11 protein-coding genes are annotated in these 16,858 nt (G+C 68.1%); 6 read left to right on the forward strand and 5 right to left on the reverse strand.

Features of this window, described 5'->3' with window-relative positions; translation table 11 throughout:
* Positions 1–7: 7 nt before the first annotated feature.
* The gene (locus tag ABZ863_RS15655) at positions 8–3,304 is read right to left on the reverse strand and encodes a BTAD domain-containing putative transcriptional regulator (protein ID WP_358535683.1); all 3,297 of its coding nucleotides are present in this window, start codon (positions 3,302–3,304) and stop codon (positions 8–10) included.
* A complete protein-coding gene (locus ABZ863_RS15660) occupies positions 3,274–4,398 on the reverse strand; it encodes a sigma-70 family RNA polymerase sigma factor (RefSeq protein ID WP_358535685.1) in 1,125 nt (374 codons plus the stop codon). The genes ABZ863_RS15655 and ABZ863_RS15660 overlap by 31 nt, the downstream gene beginning before the upstream one ends.
* A 320-nt stretch (positions 4,399–4,718) precedes the next feature.
* Between ABZ863_RS15660 and otsB the strand changes: the two genes are divergently transcribed.
* Positions 4,719–7,277: a trehalose-phosphatase gene (otsB, locus tag ABZ863_RS15665; RefSeq protein WP_358535687.1), complete on the forward strand. Its 2,559-nt coding sequence runs from the start codon at positions 4,719–4,721 to the stop codon at positions 7,275–7,277.
* Positions 7,278–7,365: 88 nt separating this feature from the next.
* Positions 7,366–8,946, forward strand: a complete 1,581-nt coding sequence (locus ABZ863_RS15670; RefSeq protein ID WP_358535689.1) for an alanine/glycine:cation symporter family protein — start codon at positions 7,366–7,368, stop codon at positions 8,944–8,946.
* 65 nt (positions 8,947–9,011) lie between these two features.
* Here the strand turns inward: ABZ863_RS15670 and ABZ863_RS15675 are convergent, their stop codons facing one another.
* Together ABZ863_RS15675 and ABZ863_RS15680 are read right to left on the reverse strand one after the other, a co-directional pair.
* Complete coding sequence (locus ABZ863_RS15675; RefSeq protein WP_358535691.1) at positions 9,012–10,349, reverse strand: HAMP domain-containing sensor histidine kinase; 1,338 nt, start codon at positions 10,347–10,349, stop codon at positions 9,012–9,014.
* The gene (locus ABZ863_RS15680) at positions 10,346–11,029 is read right to left on the reverse strand and encodes a response regulator transcription factor (RefSeq protein ID WP_358535693.1); all 684 of its coding nucleotides are present in this window, start codon (positions 11,027–11,029) and stop codon (positions 10,346–10,348) included. The genes ABZ863_RS15675 and ABZ863_RS15680 overlap by 4 nt, the downstream gene beginning before the upstream one ends.
* A gap of 310 nt (positions 11,030–11,339) precedes the next feature.
* On the opposite strand from ABZ863_RS15680, the gene ugpC reads away from it, so the two are divergent.
* From ugpC to ABZ863_RS15700, 4 genes are read left to right on the forward strand one after another with little or no spacing between them, the layout of a single operon-like run.
* Entirely contained in the window at positions 11,340–12,548 is a 1,209-nt protein-coding gene (ugpC, locus tag ABZ863_RS15685) for a sn-glycerol-3-phosphate ABC transporter ATP-binding protein UgpC (protein WP_358535695.1), read from the forward strand.
* Positions 12,548–13,849 (forward strand): ABC transporter substrate-binding protein, encoded by a 1,302-nt coding sequence (locus tag ABZ863_RS15690; RefSeq protein ID WP_358535697.1) that lies wholly within the window; start codon positions 12,548–12,550, stop codon positions 13,847–13,849. The genes ugpC and ABZ863_RS15690 overlap by 1 nt, the downstream gene beginning before the upstream one ends.
* 22 nt (positions 13,850–13,871) lie before the next feature.
* Positions 13,872–15,215 carry an ABC transporter permease subunit gene (locus ABZ863_RS15695; protein ID WP_358535699.1) on the forward strand — a complete coding sequence of 448 codons (1,344 nt, stop codon included), beginning with the start codon at positions 13,872–13,874 and terminating at the stop codon, positions 15,213–15,215.
* A gap of 2 nt (positions 15,216–15,217) precedes the next feature.
* Positions 15,218–16,135, forward strand: coding sequence for a carbohydrate ABC transporter permease (locus tag ABZ863_RS15700; RefSeq protein ID WP_358535701.1), 918 nt, complete (start codon positions 15,218–15,220; stop codon positions 16,133–16,135).
* A gap of 169 nt (positions 16,136–16,304) precedes the next feature.
* Here the strand turns inward: ABZ863_RS15700 and ABZ863_RS15705 are convergent, their stop codons facing one another.
* Positions 16,305–16,571 carry a hypothetical protein gene (locus ABZ863_RS15705; protein WP_358535703.1) on the reverse strand — a complete coding sequence of 89 codons (267 nt, stop codon included), beginning with the start codon at positions 16,569–16,571 and terminating at the stop codon, positions 16,305–16,307.
* Positions 16,572–16,858 lie beyond the last annotated feature (287 nt).

Raw genomic sequence — 16,858 nt, forward strand, 5'->3', positions numbered from 1 at the left:
GGGCGCGCTAACCGACTCCGGTGCGCGCAGCGGGGATTCCAGCGTCCTGTGTGGACGTCCCGCTGGACGTTTCCAGCAGGGCAGGATCAGCCTCTACCGTTCCCAGCTGCCTCAACAGATCCCCGGCTCGATGCCACTGTTCCTGTGCCGCTTCCGTTTCCCGCCTGCGCTGGTGAACATCGCCGAGGCCGTTGTGCGCACGCGCCTCCAAGTACCGTTCCTTCCGTGCTGTGGCCAATGTGATCGCCTGTTGGAGAAACTCGGCCGCCCCGTCGAGATTCCCAGCGTCGCGATGGGCGATGCCGAGGTCGATGAGCACCTCGGTTTCGGTAATCGCCACGGCCCTGACCGTCTCGACCAACCGCCGTGCGGCTTCCAGGTGGGCGAGCGCCTGGTCCAGTCGGCCGAGCGAGCGGTAGACACAGCCGAGCCGGTGACGCGCATACACCTCGACCGGTCGGGCCTCGTCCTCCCTGGCCAGGTGCAACGCGCGTTCGAGGTGGGTGACGGCCTCGCTGTAGCGACCGAGTAGCCGGTAGGTTTCCCCGGTGTTGGCCAGCAGCTGGCTGTCGGTGCTTCCGTCGCTCAGCCGCGTTGCCAGTGCGAGGGCCTGCCCGTAGTGGTCGACCGCCTCCTGCGAGCGGCCCTGCCTGGCGAGGAAGGTCCCGGACGCAGTCCACATGATGCTTTCCTGGGCTGGATCGAACCCCGCGCACAGCTGGCGGACCTCGACGGCGCATTCCAGCGCCTGCTGGTACTGACCCGTGCGGGAGTACAGAGTGCCCAGCGTGGTCAGCATGTCCGTCTCCAGCATGCGGTTCCTGGTCTGCTGCTGGAGTTGGAGCGCGCGACGGAGGTGATCTTCAGCTTCCTCGTTGCGTCCCTCATTGAGGTGGGCGCGGCCGAGGTAGAGCCGCATCACGGCCTCCCCGATGGGGTCGCTCGCGCCGAGCACCGCCTCCAGTGAGGCCTCATAGGTTTGCGCCCAGTCGTAGGTGTAGCCGCGCACGTTGAGGTAGCGGCCGATGGTGAAGGCGAGCTGCCAGGCGTGGGTCGCCCAGCCGTCCCTCGCGGCGAGCGTCACCGCGGCCGCGAGGTTGCCGCGTTCGGTCTCCAGCCAGCTGCGCGCGTCGTGGCGTGTCTCGAATCGGGGGCCGTGTTCGGGCGGCGTGCCGGTCAGCTTGGGAATCCAACGTCGCTCGTGGGCGAGGTTCACCGCCCGCGCAGCGGTGTGCAGGAAGTAGTCGAGCAGCCTTCCGACGGCGGAGCGCCGCTCGGCCGCTGGCTCCGCCTCGCCTGCGATCCAGCGGGCGTACTCGCCGAGCAGGTCGTGGAGCCGGTAGCGAGTGACGCCGTCCATCGTGACCAGATGCTCGTCAACGAGGCGGTCGAGCAGGCGCCGGGCCTCCGCCGGTGCGCATCCGCCGAGCGTCGCGGCGGTGTCGGTGGTGATGTCCCCGCCGGGGTGCAATGCGAGAAGCCGGAACATCCGCCGTTCGCGCGAGTGGAGTGCGCGATAGGAGAGGTCGAACACCGCGCGCAGCTGCCGGTTGCCCGCGACCAGTTCGTCCAGCCGGTCGCCTGCCGTGGCGAGGCGGTCCGCCAGGTCCGCCAACTGCCAGCTCGATCGCGACTGCAGGCGCCGCGCGGCGAGCGCGACTGCGAGTGGTAGCCGGCCGCACAGCTCGACCACCCTGCGGGCCGCCGCGGGGTCCGCCATGACCCGCTCCTCACCGATCACCGCGGCCAGCAGTTCGTAGGCGTCGGTGGGGGAGAACACGTCCAGCGGCAGGGTGTGCGCGCCGTCGAGGGCGAGCGCCCGCCTGCTGGTGATCAGGACGAGGTTGGCGCTTCCGGCGGGCAGCAGTGGTTGGACCTGTTCCTCGGAGGCCGCGTTGTCGAGCAGCACCAGGGTGCGCTTGTCGGCCAGCCGATCGCGGTACAGCGCGGCGCGATCCTCGATGTTCGCCGGGATGTGCTCGCTCGGCACGCCGAGCATGCGCAGGAACGAAGCGAGGACAGTCGCGGGGTCGGCGGGTGGCTGGTCGGCGTGCCCGCGCAAATCCACGTACAGCTGATCGTCACCGTAGTGTCCCGAGGCCACGAGAAGGTGTGCCAGGTGCACGGCGAGCCTGGTCTTGCCCACCCCGCCCATGCCCTGGATCGTGCCGACCGCCACGGCGGTGCTGCCCTCGGTGGCCGCGAGCCGGTCGCTGAGGATCCGTAGCTCCCTGGCTCTTCCGGTGAAGTCGGCGATGTCGGGTGGCAGCTGCTGATGTGCGGTGACCGGTGCGAACCTGGTCCTCGGCACCTCCTGACGCAGCACGCGCTGGTGCGCGCTGGTCAGCTCGGGGCCGGGATCCGCGCCCAGCTCCTCCGACAACCGCCTGCGCAAGCTGTCGAACGTGGCGAGTGCGGCGGCCTGCTGCCCGGTGCCTGCGAGCGCGATCATGAGCGCCGCATGCGCGGCCTCGTGCAACGGCTCGCCCTCCGCGACGCGCTGCAACAGGGGCAGCACCTCGTCGTGATGGGCGAGGTCGGCCGCAACGGCCGCGTACTCCACCACAACGGCACTCCACTGCCTGTTCAGCGCCGCCACGACTGGATGCGTGTGCAGTGCCGCCAGACCGGCGAGTGGCTCTCCGCGCCACAGGGCCAGTGCCTGTCCGAACAGGACGGACGAGTGGTCGAGGTCGCCGTTGGCGCGCGCGTGGCGTGCGTGCGTGACGAGCCTGCGGAAGACCAACAGGTCCAGCTGCTCGGTGGCCAGGGTCAGCTGGTAGCCGCCGCGAGTAGCAGTCAGCACGGGCGCCTGTTTGGCGTCGCCCTTGGTGGGCTGCAACCGGCGCCGCAGCCGCGACATGCGGGACTGCAGCGAGTCCACGGCAGTGGGAGGCGGTCGCGTGCCCCACGTGACCTCGACGAAGGTGTCCTTGCTGACCGGCGCGTTCGGGGACAGAGCCAGCAGACCCAGCAGTACCCGCTGGGTCTCCGAGCCGACGTCGACCAGGGCGCCGTCGACGACCACGCGCAGTGGCCCGAGGACCTCGAGCCGGACGCCGGGCGCGTCGATGTCACGCTGGGTTCCGGCCTGAATCAGCTCCTCGGTCTCGAAGCGGGAGAGGCCGAGAGCGATGGCCAGTTTTCGCAGCGTGCTCGTTCGCGGTCGGGTAACCCGGCCCTGCTCGATATCACGCAGGCCGGCCACGCTCATACCCGCGAGATCGGCGACTTCCTGCTGGGTGAGGCCCGCGCGTCGGCGCAGTCCGCGAATCAGCCCCTCGACAGCCTTCGATGTGCCCAACTCACCGTGTCTTTCGCCCGTGTTGACTGCAGTTCATCCTTTCGGGCCCCGTGCCGGTCGGGCCGGGGAACTGTTTCGTCCGATGTGGACAGATAGGCATGTAGTCGCCTGGATAGGGACGACTCGCGGAGTTTGGTCAGCGACCGTTTCTCGATCTGCCGGATCCGCTCCCGTGAGACGCCGAGCAGTCTACCGATTTCTTCGAGAGTGCGCCGGGGGCCACCGTCAAGGCCGCAGCGAAGCCGGATCACCTCTTCTTCGCGCTCGCTCAGCGTGGACAGCAGTTCGGCGATCTCCTGCCGCAGCTGGGAAGTGGCCGCGTCGCCGCCCGAGGTGTCGATGTCTGGCTGTACGTGCCCGACGCGGTCCACGAGAGCGAACCGGTCACCGTCAATGGTCTGGTCCAGACTGAGTGGCTGCTGGTCGTAGGACAACAGTTCGAGTAGCTCCGCGACCGTGATCTTCAGCCTCTCCGCGATCTCCTGGAACCGCGGCTCGCGGCCGTTCAGCACGGACAGTTCACGGCGCGCCTTGCGTACCTGGTCGATCCTGTTCGCCACGTTCACCGGGACACGGATGAGTGGCGCCTGGTTGGTGATCGCCCGGCTGACGGCCTGGCGGATCCACCAGGTGGCGTAGGTGGAGAACTTGAAGCCCTGTGTGTGGTCGAACTTCTCGATCGCGTGCCACAGCCCGAGGTTGCCTTCCTGGATGAGGTCCAGCAACGGTAGCCCACGATGCCGGTACCGCTTCGCGATGCTCACGACCAGACGCAAGTTCGTTTCCAGCAGGCGTCTTTTGGCTGCCTCGCCCTCGGCGGCGATGGTCCGGAGGTCGTCGTCGAGGGCTGGGTCGTGGCCGCGGCCCAGCTCGCTCAGCGCCGCCGTTGCCAGCACACCCGCTTCGATCTCCCCGGCCAGAGTCACCTCTTCGTGGGCGGTCAGCAGTGGGATGCGGCCGATGCTGGCAAGGTATGCGCCGGTCACGTCGAAAGTTCCGTGGGGCGCCGACTGGTCACCGTCGGCGATGAGCGCACCGGTCTTCGTGTCGAGCATCCAGGGGTCACCGTTCTCCCGCCGTGCGATGGACGGCACCGAGTATGTGGATGGTGGCTGTCGGCACGGCGACGCGGTGTGGACGGTTCCGGGCCGGCAACGGCAGAGGTCAGAGGACCTGCGCAGGGCCCCGGGTACGGGGCGCATGCGGACAGCGGTTCGCATGGGAGGGTGCGGGACCGGTGAGGCGAGCCGGTCGGCGTGCCCTCTTTCACTACTTAAGCACCAGCTGTCAACCCCGCCGGACACGCTGGACTCAACCTGTCTGATCGGTGGCGCTCTTAAAACAGGCTTAAGCGCGGCCAACGATCGACTCAAGCGGGTCTCTGCCAGGGATTCACACCGGTTAGCTGGTGGACGTGGCAACGACGAAACACAGTGGACTCGGCGTCGAGACCCTCTCGCCCGAGCTGCGGCGCACCATTGTCCGGGTGGCCCGGACTCCCCGGCTGCTGGTCGGGTGTGACTACGACGGCACGCTCGCGCCCATCGTCGCGGAGCCGGAGGCGGCGGCTCCGCTCAGCGAGTCCGTGACCGCGCTGCGGTCGCTGGCCGGTCTGCACGAGACAACGACGGCGGTCATCTCGGGCCGCTCACTGCGCGATCTCGCGACGATGTCCCGGCTGCCGGCCGAGGTACACCTGGTCGGCAGCCATGGCTCCGAGTTCGATGCCGGCTTCGTCCATCAGCTCGACCCCAACGCACGTGCACTGAGAGAACGGCTTTCCAGCGAGCTGGCGGATCTGATCGATGGTGCCGATGGCGTCCGGCTCGAGGCCAAGCCGGCGGGTTTCGCCGTACACCTGCGAAACGCCTCCGATGAGGTGGCCCGCGTCGTCGCCGACCGCGTCCGTCGCGGCCCTGCCGCTCACCCGGGAGTCCAGGCTGTCGAGGGCAAGGCCGTCATCGACCTCTCTGTCGTGGCGACGGACAAGGGGGACGCGCTGGACGACCTGCGGCGCCGTGCGAGCGCCTCCGCGACGGTGTTCATCGGCGACGCGGTCGCCGATGAACGGGCTTTCTCCCGGCTGGGCGGTACCGACGTCGGCATCAAGGTCGGCGATGGCGTGTCGCTGGCCGGGTTCCGGGTCAATGATCCGTACGAGGTCGCCCAGGTGCTCGCGTACTTGCTGGAGCAGCGACGGGCGTGGCTGCACGGCGAACAGGCCCCGGCGATCGAACGGCTGACGATGCTGGCCGACGGGCGTTCGGTGGCGCTGCTGGCTCCCGATGGGCGTGTCACGTGGATGTGCCATCCGGAGCCGGATTCCGCGGCTCTGTTCGCGGATCTGCTCGGTGGGCGGGACGCGGGCCACTTCTCGGTCGTGCCCGAGCGGCAGGGGCTTCCGCTCGGACAGCGGTATGTTCCGAACACCATGACGGTCGAGACCCGGTGGTCCGGACTACTGGTCACGGACTACCTGGACCGGCGTCAGGGAACGCACCGGACCGACCTGGTCCGGGTTCTCACCGGCGACGTCCCGGCCGACGTCGAGTTCGCGCCGAGGCCGGACTTCGGGCAGGTTCCGGTGAAACTCGTCGTGCAGGGAAACGGGCTCAGAGTGCTGGGCACCCCGGACCCGATCACGTTGTACTCGCCCGGCGTGCGGTGGGAGATCTCCTCCGACGGCGTCAGCGAGACGGCACGCGCGAAGGTCCGGCCGGCGCCCGGTCGTCCGGTGGTGCTCGAGCTTCGTTGCGGCAGCGAGGATCTCGACCCGCCCGGCCTGGCCGAACCCGAGCGGCGCATGCGCGCGGAACGGGACTGGTCGAGCTGGGTAGCAGGGCTGCGTCTGCCGGAGGTCGAGCGTGATCTCGTCGTGCGGTCGGCGCTGACGTTGCGCGCGCTGTGTCACTCCACGACCGGCGGCATCATGGCCGCCGCGACGACATCGCTGCCGGAGGAGATCGGCGGCGTCCGCAATTGGGACTACCGGTACTGCTGGCTCCGGGACGGCGCGCTGGTGGCGAAATCATTGGTATCCCTTGGCTCCCTTACCGAGGCCGAGCGATTCCTCGGCTGGCTGCACCGGATTCTCGCCACCGTGTCCGGTCCGGAGCGGCTGCATCCGCTGTACACGCTTGCCGGTGCGCCGGTGGGGCCCGAGGCAGTCATCGATCACCTGCCCGGCTACGCGGGATCGCGACCGGTCCGGGTCGGCAATCAAGCCGGCCAGCAGGTGCAACTGGACGTCTTCGGCCCGGTCGTGGACCTGGTCGCGGATCTCGCAGACGCGCGAGGTCACCTCACCGCCCGGGACCGGTCGCTGGTCGAGGCTATGGTCGAGGCGGTCGCCAGGAGGCGGCACGAGCCGGATCACGGCATCTGGGAGGATCCCGTCCAGCCCCGCCACCACGTCTACTCCAAGGTGATGTGCTGGGTCGCGATCGACCGTGCACTGCGCTTGTTCCGGGACTTCGGTATCCAAGCTGATCCACAGTGGACTGTGCTGCGCCGGCGGATCGCCGACGATGTGCTCGAACGAGGCTGGAACGCCGAGGCCGGTTCCTTCACCACTGCGTACGACGGCGACGACCTGGATGCCGCAACCCTCCACATCGGTCTCTCTGGTCTGCTCGACCCCGCGGACGAACGCTTTCAGGCGACGGTGACCGCCACCGAGGAACGGCTGCGGAGCGGGTCCACCGTGTACCGCTACCACCGCGACGACGGCCTGTCCGGCCAGGAGGGCGGGTTCCACCTCTGCACGGCCTGGCTCGTCGAGGCATACCTCCTGACCGGGCGGCGTGCTGAGGCGGAGGAGCTGTTCAAGCATCTCGCCAATGCGGCAGGACCGACCGGGCTGCTGCCCGAGGAGTACGACCCGGTTGCCGAACGTTCGCTGGGAAACCACCCGCAGGCGTACTCGCATCTGGGGCTGATCAGGTGCGCTCAGCTGTTCTCGGCCACGGACTGAGGGCGTCGATGCGTTCGTTCGAGGAGCTCTTGAGACGCGGCTGGCTACGGTCGCTTCACCCTGTCGCAGAACCAACGGAGCCGGTGACATGTTGAATGCACTGAGCGCGAGCTCACCCCCTGCCGCGCTGGCCGCGCAGGAGGAACCCGGCGGCATCGAGGACGCGATCAACCGCGTTTTCGAGCCGATCTCGACGTTCACCAACGACATCGTGTTCGCGGAGATCCCGCTGTTCGGAGCGAGGATGCCGTGGATCGTAGCCTGGTTGGTCGTCGCAGCCGCATCCTTTACCATCTACTTCGGATTCATTCAGTTCCGTGGCCTCCGGATGTCCGTCGACCTCATCCGCGGGAAGTACTCGCGTCCCGACGACCCCGGTGAGGTGACGCACTTCCAGGCACTCAGTGCGGCCCTTTCCGGAACCGTCGGCCTTGGCAACATCGCGGGTGTGGCCGTCGCCGTCACGATCGGCGGCCCGGGGGCGACGCTGTGGATGATCCTGTGCGGCGTGCTCGGCATGGCCACCAAGTTCCTCGAATGCACACTCGGCGTGAAGTACCGCGATGTGCACCCGGACGGTTCCGTGTCCGGCGGGCCCATGCAGTATCTGCGTAAGGGACTCCCGGCCAGGCTCGGCGGCGGTGGCGTTGTCCTCGGTCGAATCCTGGCAGGCGCGGCGGCAGTCATGATCCTGCTGTTCGGGATCGCGGGCGGCAACATGTTCCAGTCGAACCAGACGTTCGCCCAGCTGCAGGAGGTGACCGGCGGCGAGGACGGGTTCCTCGGTGGGGATGGAGCCGCGCTGATCGTCGGCGCGATTCTCGCCGCCGTCGTCGGGCTCGTCATCATGGGGGGGATCAAGTCCATCGGCCGCGTCGCCGGCCGGCTGGTCCCCACCATGACGATCATCTACGTGGCGGCCTGCCTCATCGTCATCGGTGCGAACCTCAGCGCGGTGCCTGGCGCCATCGGCGAGATCGTCGGCGGTGCGTTCGCGCCCGAGGGCGTCGCCGGCGGCGCGGTTGGCGCGCTCATCGTCGGGTTCCAGCGCGCGGTCTTCTCCAACGAGGCCGGGGTCGGCTCCGCGCCGATCGCCCACTCGGCCGTGAAGACGCGCCATCCCGCCACCGAGGGCCTCGTCGCGCTAATGGAGCCCTTCATCGACACGGTGGTCATCTGCACGATGACGGCGCTGACGATCGTGATCGCTTCGACGCCGAGCTGGGAGGCCGCCCGCGCGGCCGTCGCCGAAGGCGGTGGCACCCCTGCCGGGGTGACGCTCACGTCCGACGCGTTCGAGACGGTGCTGCCGTGGTTCCCCGTGGTGCTCACGATCGCGGTGGCGCTCTTCGCCTTCTCGACGATCCTCACCTGGGCGTACTACGGCGAGAAGGCGTGGGGCTACCTGTTCGGCCGGGGCCGGATGACGACCATGGTCTACAAGGCGATCGTCTGCGTCTTCGTCGTGCTGGGCGCGGTGCTCGCGGTGGACAGCGTCATCAGCTTCACCGACGCGGTGCTGTTCGTGCTGGCCTTCTTCAACATCCTCGGCCTGTACTTCCTGGCACCGGTCGCGAAGAAGGAACTGGCGCGGTTCCGCCGGAAGGTCGCGACCGGCGAGCTCACCCGGACCGAACGGGACCCCGACCCGGTACGGGCCACCGAGTGACGTCGGTCGTGCGGAGAGGGTCCGGCAGGCCCGAACGGCCAGGCCTGCCGGACCCACGACCGCTCTCACGGCTGTGGTCCCCGCCGCCACAACCGCCACGCGCGGGGTGGGCGGTCGGCCGGCGCGCTGCCGGCCTCGGGGAGACGCAGCCGCACCCGCGCCCCGCCGAGACTGCTCTGTTCAATGTGGATGGTGCCGCCGCAGCTCTCGACGCTCTTCCGAGCGATGTCGAGACCGAGCCCGGTCGATCCGCTTCCGCTCGCGCCGCGACGCAGGGCCGCCTCGGGGTCGCCGATACCGGTCCCTGCGTCGTCCACGACGAGGGTGATCCAGTTCGCGTGCTTGACGACGACCACCGCGAAGTCGCTGCCGGGCGGGGTATGGCGGAAGACATTGACGAGCAGAGTGTCGAGCATGCTCTCCACCGCGTCCCGGGTGAGCTTCACCGGTGTCGGGCAGCGCGCGGTGTCCACCCGCTGGTGCCTTCCCTGTGCCTCGGCGAGCGCGGCCCAGAACGTCATCCGGTCCGCGACGACGGTGCCGAGATCGCAGCTGCTCTCCCGCACCTTGCGAGGCTCGCGGTCGGAGCCACTGATGACCTCGTCGATGGCGGCCTCGAGCGCGTCGATCGACCTGCGGATCCGCGCGCCCACCGGGCCGTCGCCGACAGCCTCTGCGTCGAGGCTCAGCGCGGTGAGTGGGGTACGGAGCCGATGGGACAGGTCGGCCATCAGCTTGCGTTCGTCCGTGCGCAGGCGCGTCCACCGCTGTGCCACCCCGGCCAGTGCGCGGTTCAGGCGAGCCAGTTCCGTTGGCATGGTGGGGGAGACGGTGACGCTGTAGGGCCCCTTCCCGAGGGAGGCTGCAGTGTCGGCAAGGTGGCGCACGGTCCGTACCAGCTGCCGGGAACGCAGGTGGATGGCGGCCACGGCGAGCGCGGTGCCGCCGAGGCCGGCCACCGTCACGAGCGCGAAGCGTTGTCCGAAGCCCTCGCTGAACACGGTGTCGGGCAGGTCCAGCTCGATGACCGCGGTACCGTTGCCGTCGAGTGCCACGGGCAGGAGCTCGATCGAGTCCCCGCGCGACTCGGTGCCGCGCCGTGTCGCGACAACAGCCTGCACCTCGTGCGGTGATGCGCGGCTCGTTCCGATCACCTGCCCGCCTGGGAGGTGGACGGCGAGTGCGCCGGCGGAACCTGCCGGTGTGCGCGCCACGATCCGCCGGACCAGCTCGGGGTGCGGAGCTACTGCGACCACCGCCCCCACCGTCGAGGCCTGCCGCCGGTACTCGTCGGCGGCGTCCCCGGAAGCGCCGGCCAGGTCGTGGACGACGATCGCGAGCAGGACGGCGCCGAGGCACAACAGCGAGGCGAGTAGGGACAGCCGCGTGAACGCGCGGCTCATGGCGGTGACAGGAGTTTCAGGCCGACGCCGCGCACGGTGTGCAGGTACCGCGGAGCGGAGGCGCTCTCGCCCAGTTTGCCCCGCAGCCATGACACGTGCACATCGATGCTCTGGTTATTGACGGGCAGTTCGCCTTGCCACACCTGCTCGACGATCTTCTTCCGGCTGACCACCTCGCCCGCGTGCTCGGCGAGAAAGGCGAGTAGGTCGAACTCCTTGCGCGTGAGCTCGAGCTGGCGGGCGCCGAGTGTCACGGTCCTGCTGGCCCGGTCGATGCGCAGCTCGCCGATTTCGAGGGGGCGGATGTTCACCTCCACCGCGGCGGTTCGGCGCAGGAGCGCGCGAATACGCGCGATGAGCTGCTCGCTGGAGAACGGTTTCACCACGTAGTCGTCGGCGCCGTCGTTGAGCAGCCTGACGACGGATCCTTCGTCGCGCCGTGCGGTCGCGATGATCACCGGCACATCGCTCACGCCGCGGATCATCCTGAGCGCTGAGGAGCCGTCCAGATCGGGCAGACCCAGGTCCAGGATCACGAGTTCCAGCGGGAGGGACGCGATGTCTCGCAACGCATCGGCGGCGGTGCCAGCGGTGCGCACGTCGTATCCATTGGCGGATAGGGTGCGAGCGAGCGCCGCTTGAACTGCCGGGTCATCTTCGACTAGCAGAACCGTGTGCATAACGTTGTGAGCCTAGCGTCAGAACCTGGCGTGAAGCTGACATCGCGGCGCGGACGCCGGCCCGTCGGAACGCGGGAAACAGCAGCACATTGGATGTCAGGCCATCGTGGTACGGGCGTGACTACGGGTGCACTGGCGGACCTGGCCACCAGGAGCTGGGGAGGCGCGATTCCCAGCCGTTAAGCCAATCGGGCCCGCCGTTTAAGGATCTATTAGGTCGCCGCCACATAGCGTGACGTTTGTTGTGGCGAGTCCTCAGCCGACCGATTCGCCGAATTCTGTCTCCCGAGCTTGGACGAGGAGGTCCGCGGTGGCACCGATCGTGCTGACGAAGGTCGGAAAACGTTACGCCGATGGAACACGAGCTGTTGAGGGTCTTGATCTGGAGATCTCCGACGGTGAGTTCCTCGTGCTGGTCGGCCCTTCCGGCTGCGGTAAGACCACCGCGCTCAGAATGATCGCGGGTCTCGAGGAGATCAGCGAAGGCGACATCCAGATCGGCGATGTCGTCGTCAATGATCTGCCTGCCAGGGACCGCGACGTCGCCATGGTGTTCCAGTCCTACGCGCTGTACCCGCACCTCAACGTGTACGACAACATCTCCTTCGGCCTCACGCTGCGGAAGATGAGCAAGGCGGAGATCGACCGCCGGGTCCGTGAGGTGGCGCGCATTCTCGACCTGCACGAGCATCTCGACCGCAAGCCGAGGAACCTCTCGGGTGGGCAGCGGCAGCGAGTGGCGATGGGCCGGGCGATCGTCCGCAAGCCGCGGGCCTTCCTCATGGACGAGCCGCTGTCCAACCTCGACGCGAAGCTTCGTGTCCAGATGCGTGCCGAGATCGCGCGTATTCAACGGGATCTCAACGTCACCACCGTTTACGTCACCCACGACCAGACGGAGGCCATGACGCTGGGCGACCGGGTAGTCGTCATGAAACGGGGCGTCCTGCAACAAGCCGGGCCCCCGCAGGAGCTCTACGACCGGCCGGTGAACCTGTTCGTGGCCGGCTTCATCGGCTCGCCGGGGATGAACCTCGTGAGCGCGCGGCTGGAGTACACCGAGAGCTCGGGTTACGAGGTCGGCATCGGCTCGCAGCGCCTGTCGCTGCCGCAGTCGGTGCTTGGGCAGCGACCGGGGCTGGCTCGTTACCGCGGGCGCGACGTGGTCCTCGGTATCCGTCCCGAGGACATGGAGGACGCCGCGCTCACCGAGTCGCACGAGGGCAACACGCTGTACTCGGTCGCCGACCTGGTCGAGGCCATGGGGTCCGACGTGCTCGTGCACTTCCCGCTCGACTCCCGGCCCGTGCTCACAGAGGACACCAGGGAACTGGCCCGCGACCGCGGTGACGACACCGCGGGGGAGCGCGCCGATTCGATCGTCCTGGTCGGCCGGCTGAGCCCGCGCACGAGCGTCTTCGAGGGGCAGCGCATCGCGATCCGCGTCGACACGGCGCGGATGCACTTCTTTGATCCGGATACCGGTGTCGCTATTTGGAACGATCGAGGAGAGAACTGATGAGGAAGTCGATGGGCGGCGTGGCCCTGGCGGCCGTCGCCATGCTCGGGCTGGCGGCATGCGGGTCGTCCGAGGGCCAATCCAGTGGTGGTTCGGGAGCCGACCTGAGCGGTCAGACCCTGGAGGTCTCCGCGGTGTGGTCGGGCGACGAGCAGGCCGCCTTCGAGGAGGTGCTGGCCGTGTTCGAGGAGCAGACCGGCGCCGAGGTCAAGTACACGTCCGCGGGTGACGACCTGCCCACCGTCCTGCAGACCAAGGTGGACGGTCAGACCCCGCCGAACGTGGCCTTCCTGCCGCAGCCGGGGCTGATCGCGCAGTTCGCGGGCCAAGGCTCACTCAAGCCGCTGTCGGACGAGGTGCGCGCGTTGGTGGACGAGAACTTCGTCGACCTGTGGCAGGACATCGGTTCCCATGACGGCACTGCCTACGGCGTTTACTTCAAGGCCGCCAACAAGTCCACCTTCTGGTACAACACCGAGCTGTTCGACGAGGCGGGGGTCACGCCGCCGGAGACGATGGCCGACCTCCGCGACACCGCGCAGGTTCTCGCTGACAACGGCATCACGCCGCTGTCGGTCGGCGGCGCGGACGGCTGGGTGCTCACCGACTGGTTCGAGAACATCTACCTCCGCACGGCGGGTGCCGAGATGTACGACCGTCTCAGCCGGCACGAGATTCCCTGGACGGATCCTTCGGTGGCCGAAGCGCTCACCGTGATGCGCGAGCTGTTCACCGAGGAGTTCCTCTCCGGCGGCGTCAGCGGCACCCTGCAGACCGAGTTCCCCGGTTCGGTCGAGAACGTCTTCGGCGACGATCCGAGGGCGGCCATGGTGTACGAGGGTGACTTCGTCGCCGGCGTCATCACCTCCAGCACCAGCACCGAACTGGGCGTCGGTGCGGACTTCTTCCCGTTCCCCGAGATCGACGGTTCGGGACCTGGCGCGATCGTGGGTGGCGACGTCGCGGTGGCCTTCACCGACGACCCCGCGACCGAGGAGCTGATGCGGTTCCTCGCCTCGCCGGAGGCGGCCGAGGCGTGGGCCGCGCAGGGCGGTTTCGTCTCGGCGAACAAGGCGGTGTCGCTCGATGTGTACCCCGACGAGCTGAGCCGCAACATGGCGAGCCAGTTGCTCGAGGCGGGGGAGAACGTCCGCTTCGACCTGTCCGACCTCGCGCCGACCACCTTCGGCGCGACCAAGGGAGTCGGCATGTGGAAGGACTTCCAGGACTTCGTCGCCGACACCGAGGACATCCAGGGAGCCATGAACCGGCTCGAAGCCGACGCCGTCAAGGCGTTCTGACCGCGGCACCGGAGAGCGACTCATGACAAGCAGTGTGCTTGGGCGCCGCCGCGAAGGCGGCGCCCGGCGCCCCGCACCGGGGCGTCCGGGCAGCCGGGGCAGGCCGAGGAACAAGGCGTTCTTGTTCCTCGCCCCGTGCCTTGCTCTGCTCGTGCTCTACATCGTCTACCCGATCGTCTTCAGCTTCGGCCGCAGCTTCTTCGACGCTTCCGGCGACGAGTTCGTCGGAGTGGACAACTACGTCGAGGCGTTCGGCGACGACCGGACCCTGATCTCGTTGCGGAACAACCTGATCTGGGTGCTGGTCGCTCCTACCCTCGTGACCGCCTTCGGTCTGCTGTTCGCGGTTCTGACCGAGCGCATCCGGTGGGCGGTCGCGTTCCGCGTCGTGCTGTTCATGCCCATGGCGATCTCGCTTTTCGCCTCAGGCGTCATCTTTCGCCTGGTGTACGACGAGGATCCCGAGCTCGGCGTGGCCAACGCGGCCACCGTTGCGGTCCACGACATGTTCAGCTCGTCGTCGGAGTACCCCGGCGCGCGGCCCAGGGAGTCGGATGGGATCACGGCTGCCGACGGCGGCTTCGCGACCGCACCGGCACATGGTCCCGGTGATCTGGTCGAGCTGCCGCTCGTGGGGGTCAGGCAGCAGAGCATGCCGGAAGAGGCCCAGCAGGCCGTCAATCCGGGTACCCACCCGGGCGAGCTCAGGGGCACGGTGTGGCTCGACGCCTCCGGGGCCGCGGGCGAGGTCGGCGTCCTCGACCGAGGTGAGCGGGGGATGCCGCACATCACCGTGGAGGCGGTGCGCGACGGCCAGGTCGTCGCGACCACAACCACGGCCAACGACGGCACCTTCCTGTTCGCGGACCTGTCACCGGGCACGTACTCGATCCGGCTCCCGGCGGAGAACTTCGCCGAACCGTTCCGTGGACTGAGCTGGCTCGGGCCAGGTCTGGTCACTCCAGTGATCATCTCCGCCTGGATCTGGATCATGACGGGCTTCGCGATGACGTTCGTCGCGGCCGGGCTCGCGGCGATACCCCGGGACGCGCTGGAGGCGGCCCGGATGGACGGCGCCACCGAGTGGCAGGTCTTCCGGCGCGTCACCGTGCCGTTGCTCGGCCCGGTACTGCTCGTCGTCTTCGTGACGCTCGTGATCAACGTGCTCAAGATCTTCGACCTCGTTTACGTCATCGCGCCTGGCTCGTCGCAGGCAGAGGCGAACGTGCTCGCGTTGCAGATCTGGCAGGTGTCCTTCGGAGCGGGAGGCGACCAGGGAGTGGGCAGTGCGCTCGCCGTGCTCCTGGTGCTCCTGGTGATCCCCGCGATCGTCTTCAACATCCGCCGGTTCCGGAGGGAGCACTAGGCATGACGGCTGTACTCAGCTCGACCACCGCACCCGAGCCCGTGGAAGACCAGTTGTCCGGACCGCCGCGGCGGAGCGTGGCCTCGCGCATCCTCGGCTGGCTGGGATCCCGGCTGCTCAGGGTCATCCTGCTCGTCATCGCCCTGTTCTGGCTGATGCCCGTGCTCGGGTTGCTGGTCTCGTCGCTGCGTGACGAGACCGACAACCGCGGCAGCGGTTGGTGGACGATCTTCACCGCGCCCGCGCAGTTGACGCTGGACAACTATCGGGACATTCTTGGCAACGAGACGATTCTGCGGTCGCTGTGGAACACCGTGCTGATCTCGGTGCCGGCGACGCTTCTGGTCGTGGTCATTTCGGCGCTGGCAGCATATGCGCTGGCGTGGCTGAACTTCCGCGGCCGTGACTGGCTGATGATCGGCGTCGTCGCGATGCTGGTGATGCCGATCCAGGTTGCGCTCATTCCCATCGCGCGACTGTACGGCGAGCTCGACATGTTCGGCTCCCTGTTGGGCGTCGTGCTGTTCCACGTCGCGCTCGGCCTGCCGTTCGGGGTCTTCCTGCTGCGCAACTTCTTCTTGGGGATACCCAAGGATCTGCTGGAAGCGGCCAGAATGGACGGTGCAACGGAGTGGTCCATCTTCCGCAGGGTGATCCTGCCGGTGGGGCTGCCGGCCATTGCGTCACTGGCGATCTTCCAGTTCCTGTGGGTCTGGAACGACATGTTGGTCGCGCTCGTCTTCGCGAGCTCCGACTCTCAACCGATCACACTGGCGCTGCAGTCTCAGCTCCGTCAGTTCGGAGCCAATATGGACTTGCTGGCCACGGGATCCTTCGTGTCCATGATCATCCCGCTCATCGTCTTCTTCTCCTGCCAGCGCTACTTCACGCAGGGAGTGCTGGCAGGGTCGACGAAATGACCACGGTCGCGGGGAATTCGGAGCGAGTGATAGCAAAGACCAAGGATCCGTGCGGCACGTGCGGCGGGAGTGGTTGGGTGCTCGATACGATCGTGAACCGCGATACCGGCATGGTCGACTCCCGCCAGGAGCAGTGCGGCAGGTGTGGTGGAACCGGCGAGCGATGAGCTCAGCGACGGCTCAGGCGCAGCATGCCCAGAAGTGCCCGGCGGCGGCGAGGGTGCCGCCGCCGGGTGGTGGCCGCGGGCCGGCGGCGGCGCTGCGGAGCCGGTGCGGGAATGCAGTCAGGGCAAGGTACCTCCCGCGAGGTGACCAGTCCCGTGCCGTGGTCGATGACGGTTTCGAGGACCCAGCCACTGCGGTTCCGGCTGCAGGCCTGGCAGAACCGGTGTGCGTCGTCGGTACTGGGTCGCTGGCGCCAGGTTGTCAGCAGCATGGGTCTTTACCTCTGAGGTTGATGGTGTCGTCGGACTCCTGGTGATACAGATGAGTGTTTCGTCCCCTGCTGACACAGTGGACTCGGTTCGTGGTACCTGCGTGATCTCGCGATCACGCAGGTCGCGGCTCTGTCCGGGCTGTTGCTATGGCCCTGCTACGGGCCTCCTACGGTTCCGCTGTCGACTGCTCGCCTGCTGTGGCGCGGTAGAGGTGTGTGGTTTGGGTGCCGGTGGGGCGGATGTGGATGGTGGGGTTGGTGGCGGGGAGCCAGGCGGATTGGCCGGT

This window comes from Saccharomonospora sp. NPDC046836 (genome assembly GCF_040645195.1).
Classification (GTDB): Bacteria; Actinomycetota; Actinomycetes; order Mycobacteriales; family Pseudonocardiaceae; genus Prauserella_A.